General features: G+C 72.8%; 17 protein-coding genes. 5 read left to right on the top strand and 12 right to left on the bottom strand.

Going from position 1 to position 22285, the window contains the following annotated elements; translation table 11 throughout:
• A complete protein-coding gene (locus QA634_RS01510; protein WP_012330288.1) occupies positions 1–435 on the top strand; it encodes a response regulator in 435 nt (144 codons plus the stop codon).
• Positions 432–1481: a sensor histidine kinase gene (locus QA634_RS01505; protein ID WP_012330287.1), complete on the top strand. Its 1050-nt coding sequence runs from the start codon at positions 432–434 to the stop codon at positions 1479–1481. The genes QA634_RS01510 and QA634_RS01505 overlap by 4 nt, the downstream gene beginning before the upstream one ends.
• Before the next feature lie 60 nt (positions 1482–1541).
• On the opposite strand, the gene QA634_RS01500 is transcribed toward QA634_RS01505, so the two are convergent.
• Both QA634_RS01500 and QA634_RS01495 read right to left on the bottom strand, forming a co-directional pair.
• The gene (locus tag QA634_RS01500) at positions 1542–2174 is read right to left on the bottom strand and encodes a DUF2155 domain-containing protein (protein ID WP_012330286.1); all 633 of its coding nucleotides are present in this window, start codon (positions 2172–2174) and stop codon (positions 1542–1544) included.
• 61 nt (positions 2175–2235) lie between these two features.
• Positions 2236–2652 carry an NADH:ubiquinone oxidoreductase subunit NDUFA12 gene (locus QA634_RS01495; RefSeq protein WP_012330285.1) on the bottom strand — a complete coding sequence of 139 codons (417 nt, stop codon included), beginning with the start codon at positions 2650–2652 and terminating at the stop codon, positions 2236–2238.
• Positions 2653–3268: 616 nt separating this feature from the next.
• Between QA634_RS01495 and QA634_RS01490 the strand changes: the two genes are divergently transcribed.
• Positions 3269–7012: a vitamin B12-dependent ribonucleotide reductase gene (locus tag QA634_RS01490; RefSeq protein WP_012330284.1), complete on the top strand. Its 3744-nt coding sequence runs from the start codon at positions 3269–3271 to the stop codon at positions 7010–7012.
• 528 nt (positions 7013–7540) lie between these two features.
• Here QA634_RS01490 and paoC read toward each other — a convergent pair.
• From paoC to QA634_RS01465, 5 genes are all read right to left on the bottom strand, one after another.
• Positions 7541–9760: an aldehyde oxidoreductase molybdenum-binding subunit PaoC gene (gene paoC, locus QA634_RS01485; protein WP_012330283.1), complete on the bottom strand. Its 2220-nt coding sequence runs from the start codon at positions 9758–9760 to the stop codon at positions 7541–7543.
• Positions 9761–9763: 3 nt separating this feature from the next.
• Positions 9764–10714 (bottom strand): FAD binding domain-containing protein, encoded by a 951-nt coding sequence (locus QA634_RS01480; protein ID WP_012330282.1) that lies wholly within the window; start codon positions 10712–10714, stop codon positions 9764–9766.
• The gene (paoA, locus tag QA634_RS01475) at positions 10711–11304 is read right to left on the bottom strand and encodes an aldehyde dehydrogenase iron-sulfur subunit PaoA (protein ID WP_012330281.1); all 594 of its coding nucleotides are present in this window, start codon (positions 11302–11304) and stop codon (positions 10711–10713) included. The genes QA634_RS01480 and paoA overlap by 4 nt, the downstream gene beginning before the upstream one ends.
• Positions 11305–11701: 397 nt before the next feature.
• Positions 11702–12793, bottom strand: a complete 1092-nt coding sequence (gene recA / locus QA634_RS01470) for a recombinase RecA (RefSeq protein WP_012330280.1) — start codon at positions 12791–12793, stop codon at positions 11702–11704.
• Between the two features lie 142 nt (positions 12794–12935).
• A complete protein-coding gene (locus QA634_RS01465; RefSeq protein WP_012330279.1) occupies positions 12936–15266 on the bottom strand; it encodes a caspase family protein in 2331 nt (776 codons plus the stop codon).
• A gap of 179 nt (positions 15267–15445) precedes the next feature.
• Between QA634_RS01465 and QA634_RS01460 the strand changes: the two genes are divergently transcribed.
• Positions 15446–16696, top strand: a complete 1251-nt coding sequence (locus QA634_RS01460; protein WP_012330278.1) for a NupC/NupG family nucleoside CNT transporter — start codon at positions 15446–15448, stop codon at positions 16694–16696.
• A 311-nt stretch (positions 16697–17007) separates the two neighbouring features.
• Here the strand turns inward: QA634_RS01460 and QA634_RS01455 are convergent, their stop codons facing one another.
• From QA634_RS01455 to minC, 4 genes are all read right to left on the bottom strand, one after another.
• Entirely contained in the window at positions 17008–17598 is a 591-nt protein-coding gene (locus QA634_RS01455; protein WP_012330277.1) for a hypothetical protein, read from the bottom strand.
• A gap of 59 nt (positions 17599–17657) precedes the next feature.
• Entirely contained in the window at positions 17658–17927 is a 270-nt protein-coding gene (minE, locus tag QA634_RS01450) for a cell division topological specificity factor MinE (RefSeq protein ID WP_012330276.1), read from the bottom strand.
• Entirely contained in the window at positions 17924–18739 is an 816-nt protein-coding gene (gene minD, locus QA634_RS01445; protein WP_012330275.1) for a septum site-determining protein MinD, read from the bottom strand. The genes minE and minD overlap by 4 nt, the downstream gene beginning before the upstream one ends.
• A gap of 120 nt (positions 18740–18859) precedes the next feature.
• Complete coding sequence (gene minC / locus QA634_RS01440; protein ID WP_012330274.1) at positions 18860–19555, bottom strand: septum site-determining protein MinC; 696 nt, start codon at positions 19553–19555, stop codon at positions 18860–18862.
• A gap of 484 nt (positions 19556–20039) precedes the next feature.
• Between minC and QA634_RS01435 the strand changes: the two genes are divergently transcribed.
• A complete protein-coding gene (locus tag QA634_RS01435) occupies positions 20040–20216 on the top strand; it encodes a hypothetical protein (protein ID WP_012330273.1) in 177 nt (58 codons plus the stop codon).
• 96 nt (positions 20217–20312) lie between these two features.
• Here QA634_RS01435 and ftsH read toward each other — a convergent pair whose 3' ends face one another.
• Entirely contained in the window at positions 20313–22235 is a 1923-nt protein-coding gene (gene ftsH, locus QA634_RS01430) for an ATP-dependent zinc metalloprotease FtsH (protein WP_012330272.1), read from the bottom strand.
• Positions 22236–22285 lie beyond the last annotated feature (50 nt).

Below are 22285 nucleotides of genomic sequence, written 5' to 3'. Positions count from 1 at the left end.
ATGCATCCCGTCTGCATCGTGATGATCGAGGACGACGAGGGCCACGCCCGGCTCATCGAGCGCAACATCCGCCGGGCCGGCGTGAACAACGAGATCCTGCCGTTCCGGGACGGCACCTCGGCGCTCGCCTACCTGCTCGGGCCGGACGGCACCGGCGAGGTCAGCGCGGGGCGCCACCTCCTGATCCTGCTCGACCTCAACCTGCCGGACATGACCGGCCTCGACATCCTGGAGACCGTGAAGGCGAACCCGCATACCCGGCGCTCGCCCGTGGTCGTCCTCACCACCACGGACGACAGCCGCGAGATCCAGCGCTGCTACGACTTCGGCGCCAACGTCTACATCACCAAGCCGGTGAACTACGACGGCTTCGCGAACGCGATCCGGCAGCTCGGCCTGTTCTTCTCGGTGATGCAGGTGCCCGAGAATCCATGAGCGACGCGGCCGCGCCGGGCCAGGCCCGCATCCTCTACATCGACGACGATCCCGGGCTCGGGCGCCTCGTCCAGCGCGCCCTGCGGGGCCGGGGCTACGCCGTGGACCTCGCCGAGGACGGGGAGGCGGGGCTGGCGCGGCTGCGGGCGGGCGGCATCGACGTGGTCGCCCTCGACCACCACATGCCGGGCCGCAGCGGGCTCGAGGTGCTGGCGGCGATCCGGGCCCTGCCCGAGGCGCCCCCGGTCGTCTACGTGACCGGCTCGGAGGACAGCCGCGTCGCCGTGGCCGCCCTCAAGGCCGGCGCCGTGGATTACGTCTGGAAGGACGTGCAGGGCCATTTCCGCGAACTCCTCGGCGAGGCGATCGACACCGCCCTGCGCCAGGAGGCGCTGCGGCGGGACAAGGAGCGGGCGGAGGCCGAGGTGCGGGCCGCCCGCGACCGGGCCGAGATCCTGCTGCGGGAGGTGAATCACCGCGTCGCCAACTCCCTCGCCCTGGTGGCGGCGCTGGCCCGGATGCAGACCAACGCGGTGACGGACCCGGCCGCCAAGAGCGCGCTCGAGGAGATGCAGGCGCGGATCTCCGCCATCGCGGGGATCCACCGCCGCCTCTACACCTCGCAGGACGTCCAGGCGGTCGAGGTCGACGCCTACCTGGCGAGCCTGGTCGAGGAACTCGAAGCCTCCATGAAGGCGGCGGGGCGCGACCACGCCATCCGCCTGCGGGCCGAGCCGATCCGGCTCGCCACCGACAAGGCGGTCTCGCTCGGCGTCGTCGTGACCGAACTCGTCACCAACGCCTACAAGTACGCCTATCCGCCCGAGGTGGCGGGGGAGATCCGGGTCGCCATCACGCGGCGCGGCGAGGACGCGCTCTGCCTCGTGGTCGAGGACGACGGCATCGGCTGGTCGGGGGAGGGGACCCCGCTCGGCTCCGGCCTCGGCTCGCGCATCCTGCGGGCCATGGGCACGAACCTGCGCTCCAAGGTCGAGTACGACCGCCTCCCTCGCGGCACCCGCGCGACGCTGGCGTTCCAGGGCTGAGCCGGGATCCGGTTGGATCACGGCGGCTCCCGGATCGCGAACCCGCGCGGCGCGCCCCGCTCAGCGCGGATCCGAGTTGAAGAAGGACGGCGCGTCGTTCGTCGGGAAGAAGCGGCGCGAGGGCGTCTGGCGCGGCTGCACCGGCGTGCCGCGCAGCGGCGCCACGTCCACCTGCCCCTGGCGGTTGACCGGCTGGGCGCGCCGCGCCTCCTGCTGCTGGTTCGGGTCGCGGCGGCGGCGCTCGGGCTTGGCGGCCGCCACCGGCGCGTCGTCCTGCTCCTTGGCTTCGGCGATGATGTCCGTCCCGCCTTTGCAGTCCACCAGCCAGACGTCGTAGATCGGGTGCTCGATCGCGTGCAGGCCGGGGCTCGCCGCGAACATCCAGCCGGTGAAGATCCGCCGGTACTTGTTCTCCAGCGTGACCTCGTCGACCTCCAGGAAGGCCGTGGTCCTGGCGCTCTCGGTCGGCGGGCGGGTGTAGCAGACCCGCGGCGTCAGCTGCAGGGCGCCGAACTGCACCGTCTCGTCGACCGAGACCTCGAAGGTCACGATGCGGCCGGTGATCTTGTCGAGCCCCGAGAACACCGCGGTCGGGTTGCGGATCTTGTCGGCCTGCGCGGCGGGCGCGAGGACGCCCGCGAGGCTGAGGACCAAAGCCGCGCGGATGGCGGATCGGGCGGTGGTGCGGCTCAACGCGAACTCCCTTCGGCTGCCCGCTGTCTCCCCCCGAAGGGTGGTGGAAAAAGGGCGGCCCCTACTCGCCCGGCGTCCACGGCACGTAGTCGCCGGTCGCGGCCGGGCGCTGGCCGTAGGAGAGCTGCGAGCCGCGCGGCCGATAGGCCGCCACGGTACCGGTCAGGTTCGGCTCGAAGGGCTTCTGCCACTCGCGCGGCGTATAGCTCTCCTCGCTCGGCGCCACGTCGACCGTGTGGCTGAGCCAGCCGCGCCAGCCCGGCGGCACCTTCGAGGCGTCCGCCTCGCCGTTGTAGATCACCCAGCGCCGCTCCGGCCCGACCGACGGGTCGATCAGCGGCCCCTCGGCCCGGTAGTAGCGGTTGCCGAACTCGTCCGTGCCGACGAGCTCGCCGTGGCGCTTGGTGTAGAACTCCAGGCTCACGGTGGAGCCGCTCCACCACGTGAAGATGCGCAGGAGTGTGTCTTTCAGCGCCATCGCGGCCGTCTCGTCGCTTGCCCGGGCCCGGGGCCCGTCCTCGGTCGCGGCGGACTATGGTGAGGCGGGCCGGCGAAGTCCAGCCGCAGCGCGTCGCACCCCGGCGCCCGCGGCGCCGGCCCGGGAGCACCGCGCCCGCCCCGGGCGCCGGCCCGGGAGCACCGGTTGAGCCCGCCCGGCCGCGCAACCGACACCCGCTACCCGGGCCCAGGCGTGGCGAATTTGCATCAAATTCACAGCCGCGCCGCGCCCGACCGGCCGCAGAACCGGTTGAGCGCGAAAAAACTCGCGCGGAATCCGAGAGGCCCGATGCGGCTTTAGGCGGAGTCGCGAGATATCCACAGGATTTGGCTCGCCGGCACAACATCTAGCGTGGAACGGCCGGGCGTCACACTAGTTGTTGACGCGGAGCCCCGAAGCTCGCTAGCTTGCCCGCAGGTTGGACGACCGGTTCGCCGGCGAAACGTTCAACGGCCGCGCGGCGCAAAGCTGCGGACGGCGCAACTCTGGCGTGCGTTGATGCGCCGGGGTCGAGGCATCCTGAACCATGCTGGGCGAACGACCGCGCGGGGTCGCGGTTCGGGTTGTCATGTCACCTGTCGGGAGAGAACGTTTCATGCGGATCGAGCGGCGTATCACGACGGCCGGACAATCCCCCTATGCGGGGATCCCGTTCAGGAAAGCGGTGAGCGAGATCCGCAATCCGGACGGCTCGGTGGTGTTTCGCCTCGACGGCATCGACGTGCCGGAGGCCTGGAGCCAGGTCGCCTGCGACGTCCTGGCCCAGAAGTACTTCCGCAAGGCGGGCGTGCCCGCGGCGCTCCGGCGCGTGGAGGAGAACGACGTTCCCTCCTTCCTGTGGCGCTCGGTGCCGGACGAGGAGGCCCTCGCGGCGCTGCCCGAGGAGGCGCGCTACGGTTCCGAGACCTCGGCCGTCCAGGTCTTCGACCGGCTCGCCGGCTGCTGGACCTACTGGGGCTGGAAGGGCGGCTACTTCTCCTCCGAGGAGGACGCCGCCGCCTTCCTCGACGAGCTGCGCGCCATGCTGGCCCGCCAGATGGTGGCGCCGAACTCGCCGCAATGGTTCAACACCGGCCTGCACTGGGCCTACGGCATCGACGGCCCGAGCCAGGGCCACTACTACGTCGATTACCGCACCGGCGCGCTGACCAAGTCGGCGAGCGCCTACGAGCACCCGCAGCCGCACGCCTGCTTCATCCAGTCGGTCCAGGACGACCTCGTCAACGAGGGCGGCATCATGGACCTCTGGGTGCGCGAGGCGCGCCTGTTCAAGTACGGCTCGGGCACGGGCTCGAACTTCTCGGCCCTGCGCGGCGAGAACGAGAAGCTGGCGGGCGGCGGGCGCTCGTCGGGCCTGATGAGCTTCCTCAAGATCGGCGACCGGGCGGCGGGCGCGATCAAGTCGGGCGGCACCACGCGGCGCGCCGCCAAGATGGTGATCGTCGACATCGACCATCCCGACATCGAGGCCTTCATCGACTGGAAGGTGCGGGAGGAGCAGAAGGTCGCCGCGCTGGTCACCGGCTCGAAGGTCGCCGCCAAGCACCTCAAGGCGGTGATGCGCGCCTGCCTGAACTGCGAGGCGGAGGGCGACGCCTGCTTCGACCCCGAGCGCAACCCGGCGCTCAAGCGCGAGGTCAAGGCGGCCCGCCGCGCCATGGTGCCGGACGCCTCGGTCAAGCGGGTGATCCAGTCCGCCCGCCAGGGCGCGACCGAGGTCGATTTCCCGATCTTCGACACGGACTGGGATTCCGAGGCCTACCTCACGGTCTCGGGCCAGAACTCCAACAACTCGGTCTCGCTCACCGACGACTTCCTGCGCGCCGTCGAGGCGGACGCGGACTGGCCGCTCAGGACCCGCATCGGCGGCAAGGTCGCCAAGACGCTGAAGGCCCGCGACCTCTGGGAGAAGATCGGCGCGGCGGCCTGGGCCTCGGCCGATCCGGGCCTGCACTTCAACACCACCATGAACGACTGGCACACCTGCCCGGTCGGCGGGCGGATCCGGGCCTCGAACCCGTGCTCCGAGTACATGTTCCTGGACGACACCGCCTGCAACCTCGCCTCGGCCAACCTGCTGGCGCTGTTCGACCGCGGCACCCGGACCTTCGACGTCGAGGCCTACGAGCATCTCTGCCGGCTCTGGACCATCGTCCTGGAGATCTCGGTGACGATGGCGCAGTTCCCGAGCCGGGAGATCGCCGACCTCTCCTACAAGTACCGCACCCTCGGGCTCGGCTACGCCAATGTCGGCGGCCTGCTGATGACCATGGGCCTGCCCTACGATTCCCGCGAGGGGCGGGCGCTGGCGGGGGCGCTCACCGCCATCATGACCGGCGTGGCCTACGCCACCTCGGCCGAGATGGCGCGCGAACTCGGGCCCTTCCCGGCCTACGAGGAGAATGCCGACGCGATGCTGCGGGTGATCCGCAACCATCGCCGGGCCGCGCACGGCGAGGCGGAGGGCTACGAGTTCCTCAGCACCAAGCCGGTGCCCCTCGACCACGCGGCCTGCCCGCAGCCCGACCTCGTGGCCCACGCCACGCGGGCCTGGGACCGGGCGCTGGTGCTCGGCGAGGAGCACGGCTACCGCAACGCGCAGGCGACCGTGATCGCGCCGACCGGCACGATCGGGCTGGTGATGGATTGCGACACCACCGGCATCGAGCCCGACTTCGCCCTGGTGAAGTTCAAGAAGCTGGCGGGCGGCGGCTACTTCAAGATCATCAACCGGGCGGTGCCGGACGCGCTGCGCGCCCTCGGCTACCGGGAATCCGAGATCGCCGAGATCGAGGCCTACGCGGTCGGCCACGGCTCGCTCGGCCAGGCGCCGGCCGTCAACCCGGCCGCCCTGCGCGCCAAGGGCTTCACCGACGACAAGATCGCGGCGGTCGAGGCGGGGCTGAAATCGGCCTTCGACATCAAGTTCGTGTTCAACCGCTGGACCTTGGGCGAGGATTTCCTGACCAGGACCCTGCGGGTCCCGGCCGAGAGGCTCGCCGATCCGTCCTTCGACCTGCTGACGCATCTCGGCTTCACGCGGCGCGAGATCGAGGCGGCGAACATCCACGTCTGCGGGGCGATGACGCTGGAGGGCGCGCCGCACCTGAAGCGCGAGCATTACGCGGTGTTCGACTGCGCCAATCCGTGCGGGCGCACCGGCAAGCGCTACCTCTCGGTGGAGAGCCACATCCGCATGATGGCGGCGGCGCAGCCCTTCATCTCGGGGGCGATCTCCAAGACCATCAACATGCCGAACGACGCCACGGTGGAGGATTGCAAGGAGGCCTACCGGCTCTCCTGGACCCTCGGCCTGAAGGCGAACGCGCTCTACCGCGACGGCTCGAAGCTGTCGCAGCCCCTCAACGCCGCGCTCATCGCCGATGACGACGAGGACGAGGCCGAGGAGGCGGTGGAGGCGCTGATCGCGCAGCCGGCCGCGGCCCGGGCCGCGGCGGTGGCGGAGAAGATCGTCGAGCGGGTGATCGAGCGCGTCGAGCGCATCCGCTCGCGGGAGAAGATGCCGGACCGCCGCAAGGGCTACACCCAGAAGGCGGTGGTCGGCGGGCACAAAGTCTACCTGCGCACCGGCGAGTACGACGACGGCCGGCTCGGCGAGATCTTCATCGACATGCACAAGGAGGGCGCCGCCTTCCGCAGCCTGATGAACAACTTCGCGATCGCGATCTCGCTCGGCCTGCAATACGGCGTGCCGCTGGAGGAGTACGTCGACGCCTTCACCTTCACCCGCTTCGAGCCGGCGGGGTTCGTGCAGGGCAACGACGCGATCAAGAACGCGACCTCGATCCTCGACTACGTGTTCCGGGAACTGGCGATCTCGTATCTGGGCCGCACCGACCTCGCGCATGTCGACCCGTCCGAGATCGGCTCGACCGTGATGGGCGGGGGCGTGGCGCAGTCGAAGCAGCCGGCGCCGGAGCCGGTGGTGGCGCACACGATCGTGTCGCGGGGCCTGCTGCGCGGCTCGGCCGACCGGCTGACCCTGATCCACGGCGGTCCCGGCGGCAGCACCGCCGGGGTGGCGGCGCCCGCGACCGGCCTCTCGGCCCCGGCGGGCGGCAGCATCCACGCCGTGCGCGGCGCGGTGGCGCTGCGGACCGAGCCCGCCCTGGCCGGCCGGATCGACGCCCTCGCCGAGGCCCTGCCCTTCGGCCGGCCCGAGCCCAAGGCGGAGCGCAGCGTCGCCGACCGCCGGGCCGAGGCCAAGATGAAGGGCTATGTCGGCGAGGCCTGCCCGGAATGCGCGAATTTCACGCTGGTGCGCAACGGCACCTGCCTGAAATGCGACACCTGCGGCAGCACGACCGGCTGCTCGTGATCGGGCGGCTGCCGGGCCCGGCAGCCGCGCCGCGGACGAGCGGAAGACGGGCCGATCGCCGCGCTGGCGGTCGGCCCGGATCACCCGCGCGCGAGCGGTCTCCCCGTCGTGACGGCGCCCGGCGCGGTCCGTCAGGATCGCGCCCGCGATGAGTCCGAACAGGTGATCCGCCCGCGCCGCGAAGGCGGGTTGGTCGCCGAGCCAGGCCAGCGCACCTACCAGCCCGCGCCGGATCTCCCGGACTGGGCGGCCCCGTTGCCGAACCCGCCCCCGCGGTGACGATCGGCGCCTGCCCGTGCGGGTGGCCGCGCCACGCCGTCCGCGCCCCCGGCGCGGCGGGTGACGAGGGCACCCGACCGCCGGGGCGGCGCCTCCCTGAGCAGCGGGTCGGCGCGCACGCCACCCGTGAGGGCGCCGGCGGGCCCTGGGGCGGACGCGCGCGAGCCGCTCCGCTCGACCGTCACGGCCCCGGCGGCCGAAGCGGCCGCGAGGAGCGCCCGCCCGGATGGCGCGAGGGGGCGGGCCGCCTCACGCCGCCTCCGGCATGCGGTCGATGAGCTTGTCGACGGTGAGGGGATAGTCCCGCACCCGCACGCCGGTGGCGTTGTAGACCGCGTTCGCCACCGCGGCGCCGACCCCGCACAGGCCGAGTTCGCCGACGCCCTTGGCCTTCATCGGCGACGACATCGCGTCGACCTCGTCGAGGAAGATCACCTCCTGGTGCGGGATGTCGGCGTGGACCGGCACCTCGTAGCCGGCGAGGTCGTGGTTGACGAAGAAGCCCCGGCGCGTGTCGACCGCGAGCTTCTCCATCAGCGCCGCCCCGACCCCCATGGTCATCCCGCCGATGACCTGGCTGCGGGCCGATTTCGGGTTGAGGATGCGGCCGGCCGCGCAGACAGCCAGCATCCGCCGCACCCGCACCTCCGCGGTGTCGGCATCGACCCCGACCTCCACGAAATGGGCGCCGAACGTCGATTGCTGGTAGGTCTTGTCGAGGCCGCCGAACTCGATCGCGTCCTCGGCAACGATCTCGCCCTGGGCCGCCGCCTCGCCGAGCGGCACCGCGCGGTTGCCGGCCCGCACCTGGCCGTCGGCGAAGACCGCGTCGGCCGAGTTGATGCCGAGCCGCTGCGCCACCGCCTCCCGCAGCTTCACGCAGGCGGCGTAGACGCCCGCGGTCGAGGAATTGGCGCCGAACTGGCCGCCCGAGCCGGCCGCGGTCGGGAAGTCGGAATCGCCCAGCCGCACCTCGACCCGGTCGAGGGGCAGGCCCATCATCTCCGCCGCGGTCTGCGCGATGATGGTGTAGCTGCCGGTGCCGATATCGGTCATGTCGGTCTCGACCGTCACCCGGCCGCGGCCGTCGAGGCGCACCCGCGCGCCCGATTTCAGCACCAGGTTGTTGCGGAAGGCCGACGCCATCCCGAGCCCGACCCGCCACGCCCCGTCCCGGACCTGCCCGGGGGTCGGGCTGCGCCGCGCCCAGCCGAACCGCTCCGCGCCGAGCCGCAGGCAGCCGACGAAGTCGCGGTGCGAGAAGGCGCGTCCGGGCTGGTTCGGGTCGACCTGGGTGTCGTTGCGCAGGCGGAACTCGACCGGGTCGAGCCCGAGCTTCTCCGCCATCTCGTCCATCGCGACCTCGAGCGCCAGCATGCCGGGCGCCTCGCCGGGGGCCCGCATGGCGTTGCCCTCGGGCAGGTCGAGATGGGCGAGCTTCAGCGCGGTCAGCCGGTTCGCCCCCGCGTAGAGCAGCTTGGTCTGACTGACCGCCGTCTCCGGGTCGCCGTCCGGCAGGTTGCCGGAGATGCTCTCGTGCGCGATGGCCGTGAGGATCCCGTCCCGGGTCGCGCCGAGGCGGATGCGCTGGATCGTGGCGGGTCGGTGCGTGGTGTTGTTGGGGATCATTGGCCGGGTCAGCGCCACCTTCACCGGGCGCCCGGCCGCCCGCGCGCCCAGGGCGGCCAGCACCGCGTCGGCGCGCACGAACAGCTTGCCGCCGAAGCCGCCGCCCACGTAGGGCGAGTCGAGCCGGACATTCGCCTTGGGGATGCCGAAGATCTTGGCGATGCTGCCCTTGCCCCAGCCGATCATCTGGTTGGAGGTCCAGAGCGTGAGCCGGTCGCCCTCCCAGGCCGCGACGCTCGCGTGCGGCTCCATCATGGCGTGGCTCTCGTCGGCGGTGGTATAGGTCGCGTCGAGGGTCACCGGGGCCTGCGCGAAGGCCCCCTCGAAATCGCCGACGCGCTCCTCGCCCGCGCCGCTGCTGCCCTCGCCGCTGTCGCCCGGGACCGGCTTCGCCGCCCCCGCCTCGGCGCGCAGGTCGAAGCGGCCGGGCTCGGGCGCGCAATCGACCCGGATCAGGAAGGCCGCCGCCCGCGCCTGCTCGAAGGTCTCCGCCACCACCAGGGCGACCGCTTGGTGGTAGTGCTGGATCGCGTCGCCGCCGAACAGGTAGGCGGCGTTCATCGTGCCGCGCGGCAGCCGGGGCGTGTCGAGGGTCGTCACGATCGCCAGGACGCCCGGCGCGCGCGCGGCCTCCTCGGTCTCGATCGCGCGCACGCGCCCCTTGGCGATGCCGGCGCCGACCACGTAGCCGTAGGCCTGGTTCGGCGCGACGTCGTGCCGCTCGTAGGCGTAGGGCGCCGTGCCGGTGGTCTTGAACTTGCCGTCGATGCGGTCGGTGGGGCGGCCGACGACCTTGAGCTGGTCGATCGGGTTTTGCCCGGCGGGGGTGTCGAACTTCATGGCTCAGGCCCTCGCTTGCTTGAGCGCCGCGCCGAGGGTCCGCTCGGCGAGCCTCAACTTGAACGCGTTGTCGCGGGTCGGCCTCGCGCCCGACAGCATGCCGGCGGCCACCGCCGCGGCGCCGCGCGGCAGCTCGGCCTCCGCGGCCTCGACCCGCCAGGGCTTGTGCGCGAGGCCGCCGAAGGCGACGCGGCCGCTGCCATCCGGCTGCACCACGGCGGCGACCGAGACCAGCGCGAAGGCGTAGGAGGCGCGGTCGCGCACCTTGCGGTAGATCTGCGCCCCGCCGAGGGGCCGGGGCAGCGTCACGGCGGTGATGAGCTCGTCCGGCCGCAGCGTCGTGTCGCGCTCGGGCGCGTCCCCGGGCAGGCGGTGGAACTCGGCGATCGGGATCGTGCGCGCCGCGCCCGTCGCGTCGACGGTCTCGACGGCGGCGTCGAGGACGCGCATCGCCACCGCCATGTCGCCCGGATGGGTGGCGATGCAGGCCTCGCTGCCGCCGATCACCGCGAGCTGCCGGCTGATCCCGTCGAGGGCGGCGCAGCCCGAGCCCGGCCGCCGCTTGTTGCAGGCCTGTGCGGTGTCGTAGAAGTAGGGGCAGCGGGTGCGCTGGAGCAGGTTGCCGGCCGTCGTCGCCTGGTTGCGGAGCTGGCCGGTGGCCCCCGCGAGGAGCGCCCGGGAGAGCACCGGGTAGTCGCGGCGGACCCGCGGATCGGCCGCGAGGTCGGTGTTGCGCACCAGCGCGCCGATGCGCAGGCCCCCCTCCGGCGTCGCCTCGATCGCGTCGAGCCCGAGCCCGTTCACGTCCACGAGGTGGGCCGGCGTCTCGATCTGCAGCTTCATCAGGTCGAGCAGGTTGGTGCCGCCGGCGATGAACTTCGCGCCCGGGTTGCGCGCGACGGCGGACGCCGCCTCCGCCGGGGAGGCCGGGCGCTCGTAGGTGAAGGACTTCATGCCCGCCTCCCGGCGACCTCGGTCACGGCCTCGACGATGTTGGAATAGGCGCCGCAGCGGCAGAGGTTGCCGCTCATGCGCTCGCGGATCTCGGCCTCGGACAGGTCCGGGGCCGCGGTGAGATCGGCGGTGGCGTGGCTCGGGATCCCGGCCGCGATCTCGTCGAGCACGGCGACCGCCGAGCAGATCTGGCCCGGCGTGCAGTAGCCGCACTGGTAGCCGTCGTGACGCACGAAGGCGGCCTGCATCGGATGCAGGCTCTCCGGCCCTCCCAGCCCCTCGATGGTGGTGATCGCGCTGCCCTGGTGCATGACGGCCAGCGTCAGGCAGGCGTTGATCCGCCGCCCGTCGACGATGATGGTGCAGGCGCCGCACTGGCCGTGGTCGCAGCCCTTCTTGGTGCCGGTCAGGTGCAGGTGCTCGCGCAGGGCGTCGAGCAGGCTGGTGCGCAGGTCGAGGTCGAGTTCGCGCCGCGCGCCGTTCACCGTGAAGGCGACCCGCGCGGTGACCGGCGCCGCGGGCCCGGCCGGCTGCGCCCCGGCGGCCGCGGGCACGGCGGCGGGGGCCGTGGTGGCGGATGCTCCAACCATCAAGTCTCTCCGGTTCGGTTCTGGGTGTCCGCGTCGTGGCATTCCGGCCTCCGAGGGCGGGCGGGCCGGCACCGCGCCGGTCGCCGGGGACGGGATGCCCGTGGACAACACGGACAGCTTGGATGCGCTCCAAGGTAAGGCGCGAGGTCGCACCGGGGAGGGGCGTGACTCCGCGGCGGCTCACGGACCCTGCCGTCAAGGCGGGCGGGGCGACCCGGGCCGCCGCGAGGGGGCGGGAGACTCGGAACGGCCTCGCCGCCTCCGGGAGCGTCGCGCAGGAGCGCGATCCCGCATGAGCGCGATCCCGCATGAGCCGGCCCGCGCGAGCGGCCCCAAACGGAAGGGGCCGCCGCGTCTCCCGCGGCGGCCCCTTCCTCCTCGATCCGTCGGGCCTGGCTCAGGCCTCGCCCTCGTCGAAATCCTCCGCGGTCGGGACCGCGTTCTCCAGGATCTTGTCGGCGACGAGGCCCATGTTCTGGCGGATCGCCGCCTCGATGCGCCCGGCGATGTCCGGGTTGTCCCGCAGGAAGCCCTTGGCGTTCTCGCGGCCCTGGCCCAGGCGCTGGCTGTCGTAGGAGAACCACGCCCCCGACTTCTCGACGATGCCGGCCTTCACGCCGAGGTCGATCAGCTCGCCCACCTTCGACACGCCCTCGCCGAACATGATGTCGAACTCGACCTGCTTGAACGGCGGCGCCACCTTGTTCTTCACCACCTTGACCCGGACGCTGTTGCCGATCGGCTCGTCGCGGTCCTTCAGGGTCGAGACGCGGCGGATGTCGAGCCGCACCGAGGCGTAGAACTTCAGCGCGTTGCCGCCCGTGGTGGTCTCGGGGCTCCCGTACATCACGCCGATCTTCATCCGGATCTGGTTGATGAAGATGACCATGCAGTTCGAGCGCGAGATCGAGCCGGTGAGCTTGCGCAGGGCCTGGCTCATCAGGCGGGCCTGGAGGCCCGGCTGCTGGTCGCCCATCTCGCCCTCGATCTCGGCCCGGGGGGTGAGCGCGGCAACCGAATCCACCACCAGCACGTCGATCGCGCCCGAGCGGACCAGCGTGTCGGTGATCTCCAGCGCCTGCTCGCCCGTGTCGGGCTGCGAGATCAGCAAGTCGTCGAGATTGACCCCGAGCTTGCGGGCGTAGACCGGATCGAGCGCGTGCTCGGCATCCACGAAGGCGCAGACCCCGCCCTTCTTCTGCGCCTCCGCGATCGTGTGCAGCGCCAGCGTGGTCTTGCCGGAGGATTCCGGGCCGTAGATCTCGATCACCCGCCCGCGCGGCAGGCCGCCGACGCCGAGCGCCACGTCGAGCCCGAGCGACCCGGTGGAGATGGTCTCGACCTCCTGCACCTTGTCGCCCTTGCCCAGGCGCATGATCGAGCCCTTGCCGAAGGCGCGCTCGATCTGGGCGAGCGCGGCATCGATCGCCTTCGACTTGTCTTTATCCATGGTCGGGTTTTCCACCAGTCGCAGCGAGGACTGAGCCATCTGACGGGTCCTTATGGCACGGGGGCGAAGAGATTCTCAATGTGCGCGGCTCCCGGTATGTACTTGTTTTGTTCTCGCTCTGCAAGGGCGCGGCCCGGCGGTGCGGCGGATCTCCGCGCGGCCGTCCGGGCGAGGGCGGGGGTCAGCGGCAGGGCGGCAGGCCGGGCTGACCGCAGGGCCGGCCGCCATGGCCGGGATGGGGCGCCGGCTGCGGAACGGCGCGCGGCGCCGCCGGCGGCGGGCGCTGCATCTGCATCATCTGCATCTGGTGCTGGCGCTGGGCGGCGGCCTGCTGCTGCATCATCATCTGCTGCTGGCGCGCCGCGGCCTGGGCCGCCTGCTGCCGGGCCGCCGCCTGCGAGGCCTGCTGCTGCATCACCTGCTGCCTCTGCTGAAAGGCCCGCGCGGCCTCCTGCTGCCGCTGCTGCATCATCATCTGCTGGCGCTGGGCCGCGGCGGCCCGCTGCGCCTGGGCGGCCCGGGCTTGGGCGGCCCGGGCTTGGGCGGCCTGCGCCTGGGCGGCCTGCTCCTGACGGACCTGCTGCTGGCGGGCGAAGTCCGGGTTCGGGGCGGGCGCCGCGACGGGGCCGTGCGGCGAGGCGGGCCGCCCGGCCGGGGGCTGGCCGGGCGGCGGCCAGCCCGGCCGCAGGGCCTGGACGGGCGCGGCGGGCGGCGCGGCGCGGGGCGGCGCGCCGGGGGCCGGCTGCGCCCGTAGCGTCGGCGCCGCTCCGGCGCCCGGCCGGTTCGCCGGCGCAGCCGGCCCGGGCAGGGCCTGCCCCGGGATCGGCGGCGGGCCGGGACGCGCCTGGGCGGGCAGCGGCGCCGTCCGCCCCGGCTGTCCGGGCAGGGGTTGTCCAGGCAGGGGCTGGCCGATCGCGGCGGGGGGGCCCGGGCGGCCCGCCTGCGGCGGCACCGGCCCGCGCGGCTGGCCCGGGAGCCCGCCGGCCGGCATCGCGCCGGGCGGCAGGCCCGGGCGCAGGGCCGCCTTCTGCGAGAGGGAGGGCGGCAGCGCCACCCGGGCCGCCACCGCGGCGCCGATCGCCGCCCCGGCGACCCCGGCCGCGATCGCGCTCCCGGTCGGGCCCGGGCGCTCGTGGATGCGGCCGGCGAGGGGGTTGCCCTCGGGCGGGGCGACGGTGGCGGGGAGCCGCACGGCGGCCGGAACCGGCACGAAGACCGGCGCCGGCAGGACGTATTCCTCGACCACGGGCGGGGGCAGGTCGAGCAGGGCGGCCGGCCGCGGCGGCAGCAGGACCGGCGGGGGCGGCAGGTCGTCGGCCGGGCCGTCGAGCACCACGACCGGGCGCTCGACGTAGATGCGCTCCTCGGGCGGGGGCGGGGGCACGTCGTAGGCGAGGGCGGCGAAGTGGTCGGGCGGCTCGGCCGCGGCGGCGAGCTGCCGCAGGCGCCGCCGCGCGTCGGGGGCGTGCGGGCCCCGCGGGTAGCGGTCGAGATAGGACCAGTAGGCGTTCGGCGTGTCCGCCACCCGCGACCGGCGCCAGGTCAGCGCCTCGCGCCGCGCCGCGAGGATCGCCCGCACGCGCTTGGCGAGCGGGTCCTGCGGGTAGGCGGCCAGGAACGCCTCGTAGGCCTGCAGGCTGTCCTGCTCCAGGCAGCGCGCGAAGGCGTCCCGCGGCCCGATCTCCCCGAGGGGCCGCCGGTCCGTGCCCGCCAGCGCGGGAAGCGGCGGCGCCTCGGCGCCGCGCTCGAAGAACACGAAGGGCGCCCCGATCCGGGCGCTGTGCCAGGGCACGGCGGCGCCGCGGGTCGTCTCGCTCACCCGCAGGCGGACGCGCGCGAACAGTTCGGCCGGGGCGAGGCCGCCCTCCCGCATCATCTCGGCGAGGGCCTGCGCGTAGGCGCCGTAGGGGCCCGGCTCCTCCGGCGCGACCGTGCCGGGCGCCGCGTTGAACGCGACGAGCGAGTCCGGCTCCGCCTCGACCAGGGCGAGGCCGCCCGCGAGCGGCTCGCCGGCGACGCGGAACGGCGCCCGGCGGCCCGCGTCGAGCACCAGGAAGCGGGCGCGCAGCGGCAGGGCGGCGAGGCGCTTGGCGTAATCCGAGACGCGCAGCGCCCGCAGCGGCACGTCCGAGGCCGCGCCGATGCGGGCATCGACCGGCACGAAGTAGTTCTCGCCCTCGACCTGCAGCCCGTAGCCCGCGAGGTACACGAAGGCCACCGCCTCCGGCCCGGCCGCCGCGGCCCTGTCGGTGAAGTCGCGCAGCGCCCGGCGCAGCCCGTCCTCGTCGAGGTCGCGGGCGCCGACCACGTCGAATCCCGCCGCCTGCAGGGTCTGGGCGACGAGGCCGGCATCGTTCGCCGCGGTGGCGAGCGCGCCCGCCGGGTAGGCGCCGTTGCCGATCACCAGCGCGATCCGGGTCTCGGCCGGCGCGGCGCGGAGGCCGGCGAGCGGCAGAACCAGGGCCGCCAGGGCAACCACGAATCCGATGAGCCTGCGCGCGGCCTGCGGCATCGCGTCCCCCTGCGGCTTGAGCCTGTCTCGCCGGGCACTACGGGCGGCGGCGCGTGAACTCGGCCTGAACGGCCGCGGCACCCCGCTTGCACGCTCCGGGAGAGCTCTGCCAGAGCTTTGCGCCCGCGCCGGTCCCGGCGCATCGCGGCGGGCGACGGTGCCGCACCCGAGGAGACCGGATGGCCGAGAGGATCCTGCACGCCGCGCTGAGCCTCGCGGTGCTCCTCGCGATCGCGGTCCTGGCCTCCACCGACCGGCGGGCGATCCGGCCCCGGACCGTGCTCTCGGCCCTCGCCATCCAGGTGCTGCTCGGGGCCGCGATCCTGCTCCTGCCCACCGGGCGGCGCCTGCTCGGGACGGCGGCCGAGGCGGTCGCGGCGGTGCTCGCCTACGGCGACCGGGGCGCGGCCTTCCTGTTCGGCGGCCTCGTCGCGCCCAGGATGTTCGATCTCTTCGACCAGGGCGGCTTCGTGCTCGCCTTCCGGGTGCTGCCGCAGATCGTCTACGTCTCGGCGCTGATCGGGGTGCTCTACCATCTCGGGATCATGCAGGGGATGGCGCGGGTGATCGGCGCCGCGCTGCAGCGGCTCCTCGGCACCTCGCGGATCGAGACCTTCTCGGCGGTGATCACCATCGCGATCGGCCAGAGCGAGATCGCGGTGGCGCTGCGGCCCTTCCTGCCGCTCCTGACCGGGTCCGAGCTCTTCGCCGTCATGTCGAGCGGCGCGGCCTCAACGGCGGGCTCGATCCTGGCCGGCTACGCGGCCCTCGGCGTGCCGATGGAGTACCTGCTCGCCGCCTCCGTGATGGCGATCCCGGGCGGGCTCCTCTACGCCAAGATCCTGGTGCCCTCGACGGAGCCGAGCCGGGTCAGGACCATGCGGGCCGAGTTCGGCGAGCGCCGGGCCGTCAACCTGATCGAGGCCGCGGCGGAGGGCACCCAGAAGGGCCTCGCCGTCGCGGTGGCGGTGGGCGCCATGCTGATCGCCTTCGTGGGCCTGATCGCGCTCGCGAACGGCCTCGTCGGCTGGCTCGGCGGCCTCCTCGGCGTCGCGGGCGCCTCCATCGAGGCGATCCTCGGGGCGCTGTTCCGGCCCCTCGCCTGGATCCTCGGCGTGCCCTGGGAGCGGGCCGGCATCGTGGGCACGGCGATCGGCCAGAAGGTCGCCTTCAACGAGTTCCTGGCCTACGCCAACCTCTCGCCGGTGCTGCGCAGCGGCGAACTCGGCCGGCGCACCACCGCGATCCTGTGCTTCGCCCTCTGCGGCTTCGCCAATCTCGCCTCGATCGCGATCCAGCTCGCGAGCTTCGGCAGCCTCGTCCCGGAGCGCCGGGCCGAGGTCGCCTCCTACGGGCTGCGGGCGATCCTGGCGGGCAGCCTGTCGAACTTCACGAGCGCGGCCATCGCGGGCCTGTTCGTGGAGGAGTGATCCGGGATCGGGTTGATCGAAGCGGATCACGCGCCCGCGCGGCGCCTGAGCGAAGCCCAGATCCGCCATCCCGAAGGGATCGAGCGGATCATGAGCCCGCGCGGCGCCTGAGCGAAGCCCACATCCGCCATCCCGAAGGGATCGAGCGGATGGGGGATGATTCCAGCGGTCACGCCCCGCGACCCCGGGTCGGCATCCGCGACGCGGAGCGATCGCGCGGACGCCACGCGACGCGCCGGATCGGGATCGCGGCGGGGCCCGGCCGGCTTTCGCGCAGCCGAAGCCGACCGCGGGCCCTGGATCGGGGCCGCTCAGCCCGTCGGCCCGGGTTCCGGCGGCGTCCCGGGCGGAGGTGCTTCGGGAGGAGAGTCGGGCGGCGGCGTCTCGGGCGGAGGGGGATCGGAGGGCGGGCCGTGCTCGCTGCGCCAATGGGCGAACAGGCTCTGGAGCACCGCCACCGTGTCGCGCACGGCCTTGGCCTCGTCCTCGACCGAGACGCCCTCCGAGACGGAGTTGCGCGTGGTCAGCAGCGCCCGCTCCTCGATCTCGTTCAGGCGCTCGGCGAAGTCGGGCCGCTCCGAGAGCAGGCTCAGCGCGTCGCCCATCGCGGTGGCGAGCGTGGTGGCGAGGAGCCCGGCCGTGGCGACGTCCCCCACGGAGGCCTCGTAGGGCTCGGGGCCCTCCTCGTCCTCCTCGTCGGACTCGGCGGCGGCCTGGAGCCCCTCGACGAGGGCGTCGACGAGTTCCACCACGGTGTCGTCCGGCAGCGCGAGGCGCACGACCGCGTCGGCCTCCTCCGCCGCGAAGCCGGCCGCCCCCAGGGTCAGCTGCAGGATGCCCGGGCGGCGCAGGCTCAGGCCCAGGACCGCGTTGGCGTAGATGGTCGGCACGTCGGTGGCCATCCGGAACCTCTCGGGCGGGGCGCTCGCCGCGGCGGCGCGCGGGCGGGCGCCGCGGCGATTCAGGCGCCCGCGAGACTCGCACCCTTGTGCGCCGGGAGGTCGATGTCGATCCCCAGCGTCGCGATGCCGCCCCGGCGGTCCAGGTTGACGCGGACCTTGTCGACGTCGATCGCCACGTGCTTGGCGATCGCCAGTATGACCTCCTCCCGCAGGAGGGTGATGAGGTCGCGCCGGCCGAACAGCGCCCGGTCCTGGGCGAGGAGGATCTTGAGCCGGTCGCGCGCGGCGAGCGCGGATCCCCGGCGGGAGCGGAAGCCGAAGGGTTTCACGCGGCCCTCCGCGGGATCAGGCGGTTGAGGAGGGAGCGGCGCTCGGTCGGGATCGTCATCGCGACGGTCTCGCCGCGCAGGCGTCGCACCGCGTCCACGTAGGCGCGGGAGGGCGCGCTCGCCGGGTTGTGCAGGGTCACCGGGCTGCCGACGTTGGAGGCCTTGAGCACCTCCTCGCTCTCCGGCACCACCGCGAGCAGCGGGATCGACAGGATCTCCAGCACGTCCTCGATCCGGAGCATCTCGCCCTTGTCCGCCCGCGCGGGCTCGTAGCGGGTCAGGATCAGGTGCTTGTCGATCGACTCGCCGGCCTCGGCCCGCACCGTCTTGGAGTCGAGCAGCCCGATGATCCGGTCCGAGTCGCGGACCGAGGACACTTCCGGGTTGGTGACCACCACGGCCACGTCGGCGTGGCGCATCGCCAGGGTCGCGCCGCGCTCGATCCCGGCCGGGCTGTCGCAGATCACCCAGTCGAAGCGCTCCCGCAGTTCCGTGACGACCCGGGCGACGCCCTCCTCGGTGAGCGCGTCCTTGTCGCGGGTCTGGGAGGCGGGGAGGAGGGAGAGCGTGTCGAGGCGCTTGTCGCGGATTAGGGCCTGGGCGAGCTTGGCGTCGCCCTGGACGACGTTGATGAGGTCGTAGACGACGCGGCGCTCGGCGCCCATCACCAGGTCGAGGTTGCGCAGGCCGACGTCGAAATCCACCACGCAGACGTTCTCGCCCATCTGCGCGAGGGCGGCGCCCAGGGCGGCGGTCGTCGTCGTCTTCCCGACCCCGCCCTTGCCCGACGTCACAACCAGAACCTTGGCCATCGTGTCAGTCCCCCAGATCTGTTTGCTCGGTGTTGCGGGCGGCCTCGCGCCGGTTCTCTCTCGCGTTGGGGCCGCCGCAGGTCCGCATTCGCGAGGCCGGCGCGGTCGCCGGCCCAAACCTCAGTCGAGCGCCGCCATGCGCAGCGCGTCGCGTTCCAGCCAGACCTGGACGGCCTTGTTGTGCAGGCCCGGATCCGTGGTCTCGGCCGTGCGGAACAGCCCGTCGATGCCGAGCAGCTCCGGCTGGAACTTGCGGCAGTAGATGCGCGCGCGGCGGTTGCCGCCCGCCCCCGCGATCGCCCGGCCGCGCAGGGCGCCATAGACGTGGATCGACCCGCCGGCCAGGATCTCCGCTCCGGAGGAGACCGAGCCCATCACGGTGACGTCGCCGTCCGGGTGGAAGATGCTCTGCCCCGAGCGCAGGGAGGTCTCCAGCACGCAGGAATTCAGCTTGGGCTTGTCGGCGATCGGCGGCGTGATCGGCGCCGGCCGCCCGCCCGCGAGGCGCGGCGGCATCGCGGCGTCGGTCCAGGTCGCCTCCGCCCGCTCGATCCCGAGGATGCGGATCCCCCGCCGGCCCAGTTCGGCGAGGAGGTGCGCGAGGTCGGGGGCGCTCTCCTCCGCCTCCGGCGCGAGGCCGGCCGCGTCGAGGATCACCGCGCGCTCCGCGAACAGCGTGGGCGAGCGCAGGACGAGCGCGTCGAGCTGCGCGAACCAGGCATCGAGGGGTCTCTCGGGCGCCAGCACCAGCGCCCGGAAGGCGCGGCCGCGCAGCGGCAGAGAGGGACGGGTGTGGCGGGTGCTGGTCACAGTCATTGACGCTTTGTTGCCCGCCACCATCAAGCGCCCGGGATGGTTACCGGTTGGTTAACGCCGCGCGAGGCGCGCCGGCGGGCCGGCGGAACTCGTCGATCCGGCGGATCCGCGCCCGGCTCGACCGCCCAGGTGCCCGCCGCCGCCTGCCTTTGTTGCGTTCAAGTGACAAGCTCGGACTTGCCGCACCTTCCGCAATCATCATCATCGCCTTTTAAGGCTCGCCGTGAGAAGACGATGCCGCTGCTCCTCGCGGTTCCCACGCCATGCTGCCCGGTCCCGATCCTATCCCCCTTCAGTACCGTGAAGTTCGAGCTGTCCTTTTCAGTTCGGGCTTGTTTTTCGTGCTGCTGTTCTGCTCGGCTTGGCTTATCTCCTGAGGAAGCGCCAAGCTTACCCCACAAGACTCGGGATCGATTGCCAGGATGAAGCGTTCCTAGCGGAGTGTGCCGGTATCGAACCGGCTCGTCCGAGGAGAGCGAAGTCGATGCGCAAGATTCTGACGTTGAGTGCCGTGCTGATGTTCGTCGCCGGCCCCGTCCTGGCCCAGGGTCGTCCGGCCGGCAGTTCCGCCGGAGCGGCGGAGAACGCGACTCAGAACAACAAGCCGGTCTCCGGCACGGCCGGCGGCGGCGGCGGCGGGGCCGGAGGCGGCGGCAAGTAGGTCGCCGGACGCCGCCGCGACGAAGCGGCGGCCCGCAACGAAGAGGGGCGGCGGGATCTCTCCCGCCGCCCCTCTTCGCGTTCCGGTGCGGCCGCCTCAGGCCTGCGGCTGCGGCTCGTAGCCGCCGTCGCTCTCCCGCGGCCGGCCGCGGCCGGCCGAGGGGACCGGCGAGCCGCGGGCCGGGGCCGGGGGGTAATCCCCGGTGTCGCGGACCGGCGGCTTGCCGTCGAGGAGGTCGCGGATCTCCTCGCCGCTGAGGGTCTCGTATTCCAGGAGCCCGCGGGCGAGGGCCTCGAGGTCGTTGCGGTGATCGCTCAGGATGCGGCGCGCGTCCTGCAGGCCGCTCTCGACGAGGCGGCGCACCTCCGCGTCGATCTTCTGGGCGGTGGCCTCCGACACGTTCTGCTGCCGGTTGACCTGCATGCCGAGGAAGACCTCGTCGTTGTTCTCGCCGTAGGCGACCGTGCCGAGTTCCGGCGAGAAGCCCCAGCGGGTCACCATCATGCGGGCGAGGCGGGTCGCCTGCTCGATGTCCGACTGCGCGCCCGAGGTCACCTTCTCGGGGCCGAAGATCATCTCCTCGGCCACGCGCCCGCCCATCATGATGGCGAGGCGCGAGGTCATCTGCTCGAAGGACATCGAGAGCTTGTCGCGCTCGGGCAGCTGCATGACCATGCCCAGCGCGCGGCCGCGCGGGATGATCGTCGCCTTGTGGACGGGATCGGTCGCCGGGACGTTGAGCGCCACGATGGCATGGCCGCCCTCGTGATAGGCGGTGAGCCGCTTCTCGTCGTCGGTCATGACCAGGGTGCGCCGCTCGGCGCCCATCATCACCTTGTCCTTCGAGTCCTCGAACTCGTGCATCGTGACGATGCGCTTGCCGCGTCGCGCCGCGAGCAGGGCGGCCTCGTTGACGAGGTTCATCAGGTCCGCGCCCGAGAAGCCGGGCGTGCCGCGCGCGATCACCTTCAGGTCGACGTCCGGGGCCAGCGGCACCTTGCGCACGTGGACGCGCAGGATGCGCTCGCGGCCGATCACGTCCGGGTTCGGCACGATGATCTGGCGGTCGAAGCGGCCGGGCCGCAGCAGCGCCGGGTCGAGCACGTCGGGGCGGTTCGTCGCCGCGATGATGATGATGCCCTCGTTGGCCTCGAATCCGTCCATCTCCACGAGGAGCTGGTTGAGGGTCTGCTCGCGCTCGTCGTTGCCGCCGCCCAGGCCGGCGCCGCGATGGCGGCCGACCGCGTCGATCTCGTCGATGAAGATGATGCAGGGCGCGTTCTTCTTCGCCTGGTCGAACATGTCGCGCACCCGCGAGGCGCCGACGCCCACGAACATCTCGACGAAGTCGGAGCCCGAGATGGTGAAGAAGGGCACGTTGGCCTCGCCCGCGACGGCGCGCGCGATCAGCGTCTTGCCGGTTCCGGGAGGGCCGACCAGGAGCACGCCGCGCGGGATGCGGCCGCCGAGGCGCTGGAACTTCTGCGGATCGCGCAGGAACTCCACGATCTCCTGCAGGTCCTCCTTGGCCTCGTCGACGCCCGCCACGTCCTCGAAGGTGACGCGGCCGTGCGCCTCGGTCAGGAGCTTGGCCTTCGACTTGCCGAAGCCCATGGCGCGGCCGGCGCCGGACTGCATCTGGCGGCTGAGGAAGATCCAGGCGCCGATGAAGACCAGGATGGGCAGCCAGTTCACGAGGAGCGCGATGAACCAGGGGGTGTTGTCGGAGGGCGGCCGGGCCGTGATGGTCACGCCCTTGCTCTGCAGCTTCGACACCAGCGACGGATCGTTGGGCGCGTAGGTCGTGAAGGTGCCGCCGCCCGTATAGCTGCCGCTGACCTCCTGCCCCGAGATCACGACGCTCTGGATGCGGCCCGCATCGGCGTCGTTGAGGAGCTGGCTGTAGGCGATCTCGCTGCCGCCGGAGCGGTGACCCGGGTTCTGGAACAGGGTCACGAGCGCGAGGACGAGCAGGAAGATGACCACCCACAGGGCGAAATTGCGGAAATTGGGGTTCATCGAGACGACATTCCCTGTGGAGCGCGGCGCCATGCGGGCGTGCAGGGATG

Source organism: Methylobacterium sp. CB376 (assembly GCF_029714205.1).
GTDB lineage: Bacteria > Pseudomonadota > Alphaproteobacteria > Rhizobiales > Beijerinckiaceae > Methylobacterium.
This window is presented reverse-complemented; position numbering and strand designations above follow the sequence as displayed.

What these genes read in the sequence shown, in the direction of transcription:
- QA634_RS01510 (WP_012330288.1), top strand. Translation starts at nt 1, where the DNA reads ATGCATCCCGTCTGCATCGTGATGATCGAGGACGACGAGGGCCACGCC.
- QA634_RS01505 (WP_012330287.1), top strand. Translation starts at nt 432, where the DNA reads ATGAGCGACGCGGCCGCGCCGGGCCAGGCCCGCATCCTCTACATCGAC.
- QA634_RS01495 (WP_012330285.1), bottom strand. Translation starts at nt 2,652, where the DNA reads ATGGCGCTGAAAGACACACTCCTGCGCATCTTCACGTGGTGGAGCGGC.
- QA634_RS01490 (WP_012330284.1), top strand. Translation starts at nt 3,269, where the DNA reads ATGCGGATCGAGCGGCGTATCACGACGGCCGGACAATCCCCCTATGCG.
- paoC (WP_012330283.1), bottom strand. Translation starts at nt 9,760, where the DNA reads ATGAAGTTCGACACCCCCGCCGGGCAAAACCCGATCGACCAGCTCAAG.
- QA634_RS01480 (WP_012330282.1), bottom strand. Translation starts at nt 10,714, where the DNA reads ATGAAGTCCTTCACCTACGAGCGCCCGGCCTCCCCGGCGGAGGCGGCG.
- paoA (WP_012330281.1), bottom strand. Translation starts at nt 11,304, where the DNA reads ATGGTTGGAGCATCCGCCACCACGGCCCCCGCCGCCGTGCCCGCGGCC.
- recA (WP_012330280.1), bottom strand. Translation starts at nt 12,793, where the DNA reads ATGGCTCAGTCCTCGCTGCGACTGGTGGAAAACCCGACCATGGATAAA.
- QA634_RS01465 (WP_012330279.1), bottom strand. Translation starts at nt 15,266, where the DNA reads ATGCCGCAGGCCGCGCGCAGGCTCATCGGATTCGTGGTTGCCCTGGCG.
- QA634_RS01460 (WP_012330278.1), top strand. Translation starts at nt 15,446, where the DNA reads ATGGCCGAGAGGATCCTGCACGCCGCGCTGAGCCTCGCGGTGCTCCTC.
- QA634_RS01455 (WP_012330277.1), bottom strand. Translation starts at nt 17,598, where the DNA reads ATGGCCACCGACGTGCCGACCATCTACGCCAACGCGGTCCTGGGCCTG.
- minD (WP_012330275.1), bottom strand. Translation starts at nt 18,739, where the DNA reads ATGGCCAAGGTTCTGGTTGTGACGTCGGGCAAGGGCGGGGTCGGGAAG.
- minC (WP_012330274.1), bottom strand. Translation starts at nt 19,555, where the DNA reads ATGACTGTGACCAGCACCCGCCACACCCGTCCCTCTCTGCCGCTGCGC.
- QA634_RS01435 (WP_012330273.1), top strand. Translation starts at nt 20,040, where the DNA reads ATGCGCAAGATTCTGACGTTGAGTGCCGTGCTGATGTTCGTCGCCGGC.
- ftsH (WP_012330272.1), bottom strand. Translation starts at nt 22,235, where the DNA reads ATGAACCCCAATTTCCGCAATTTCGCCCTGTGGGTGGTCATCTTCCTG.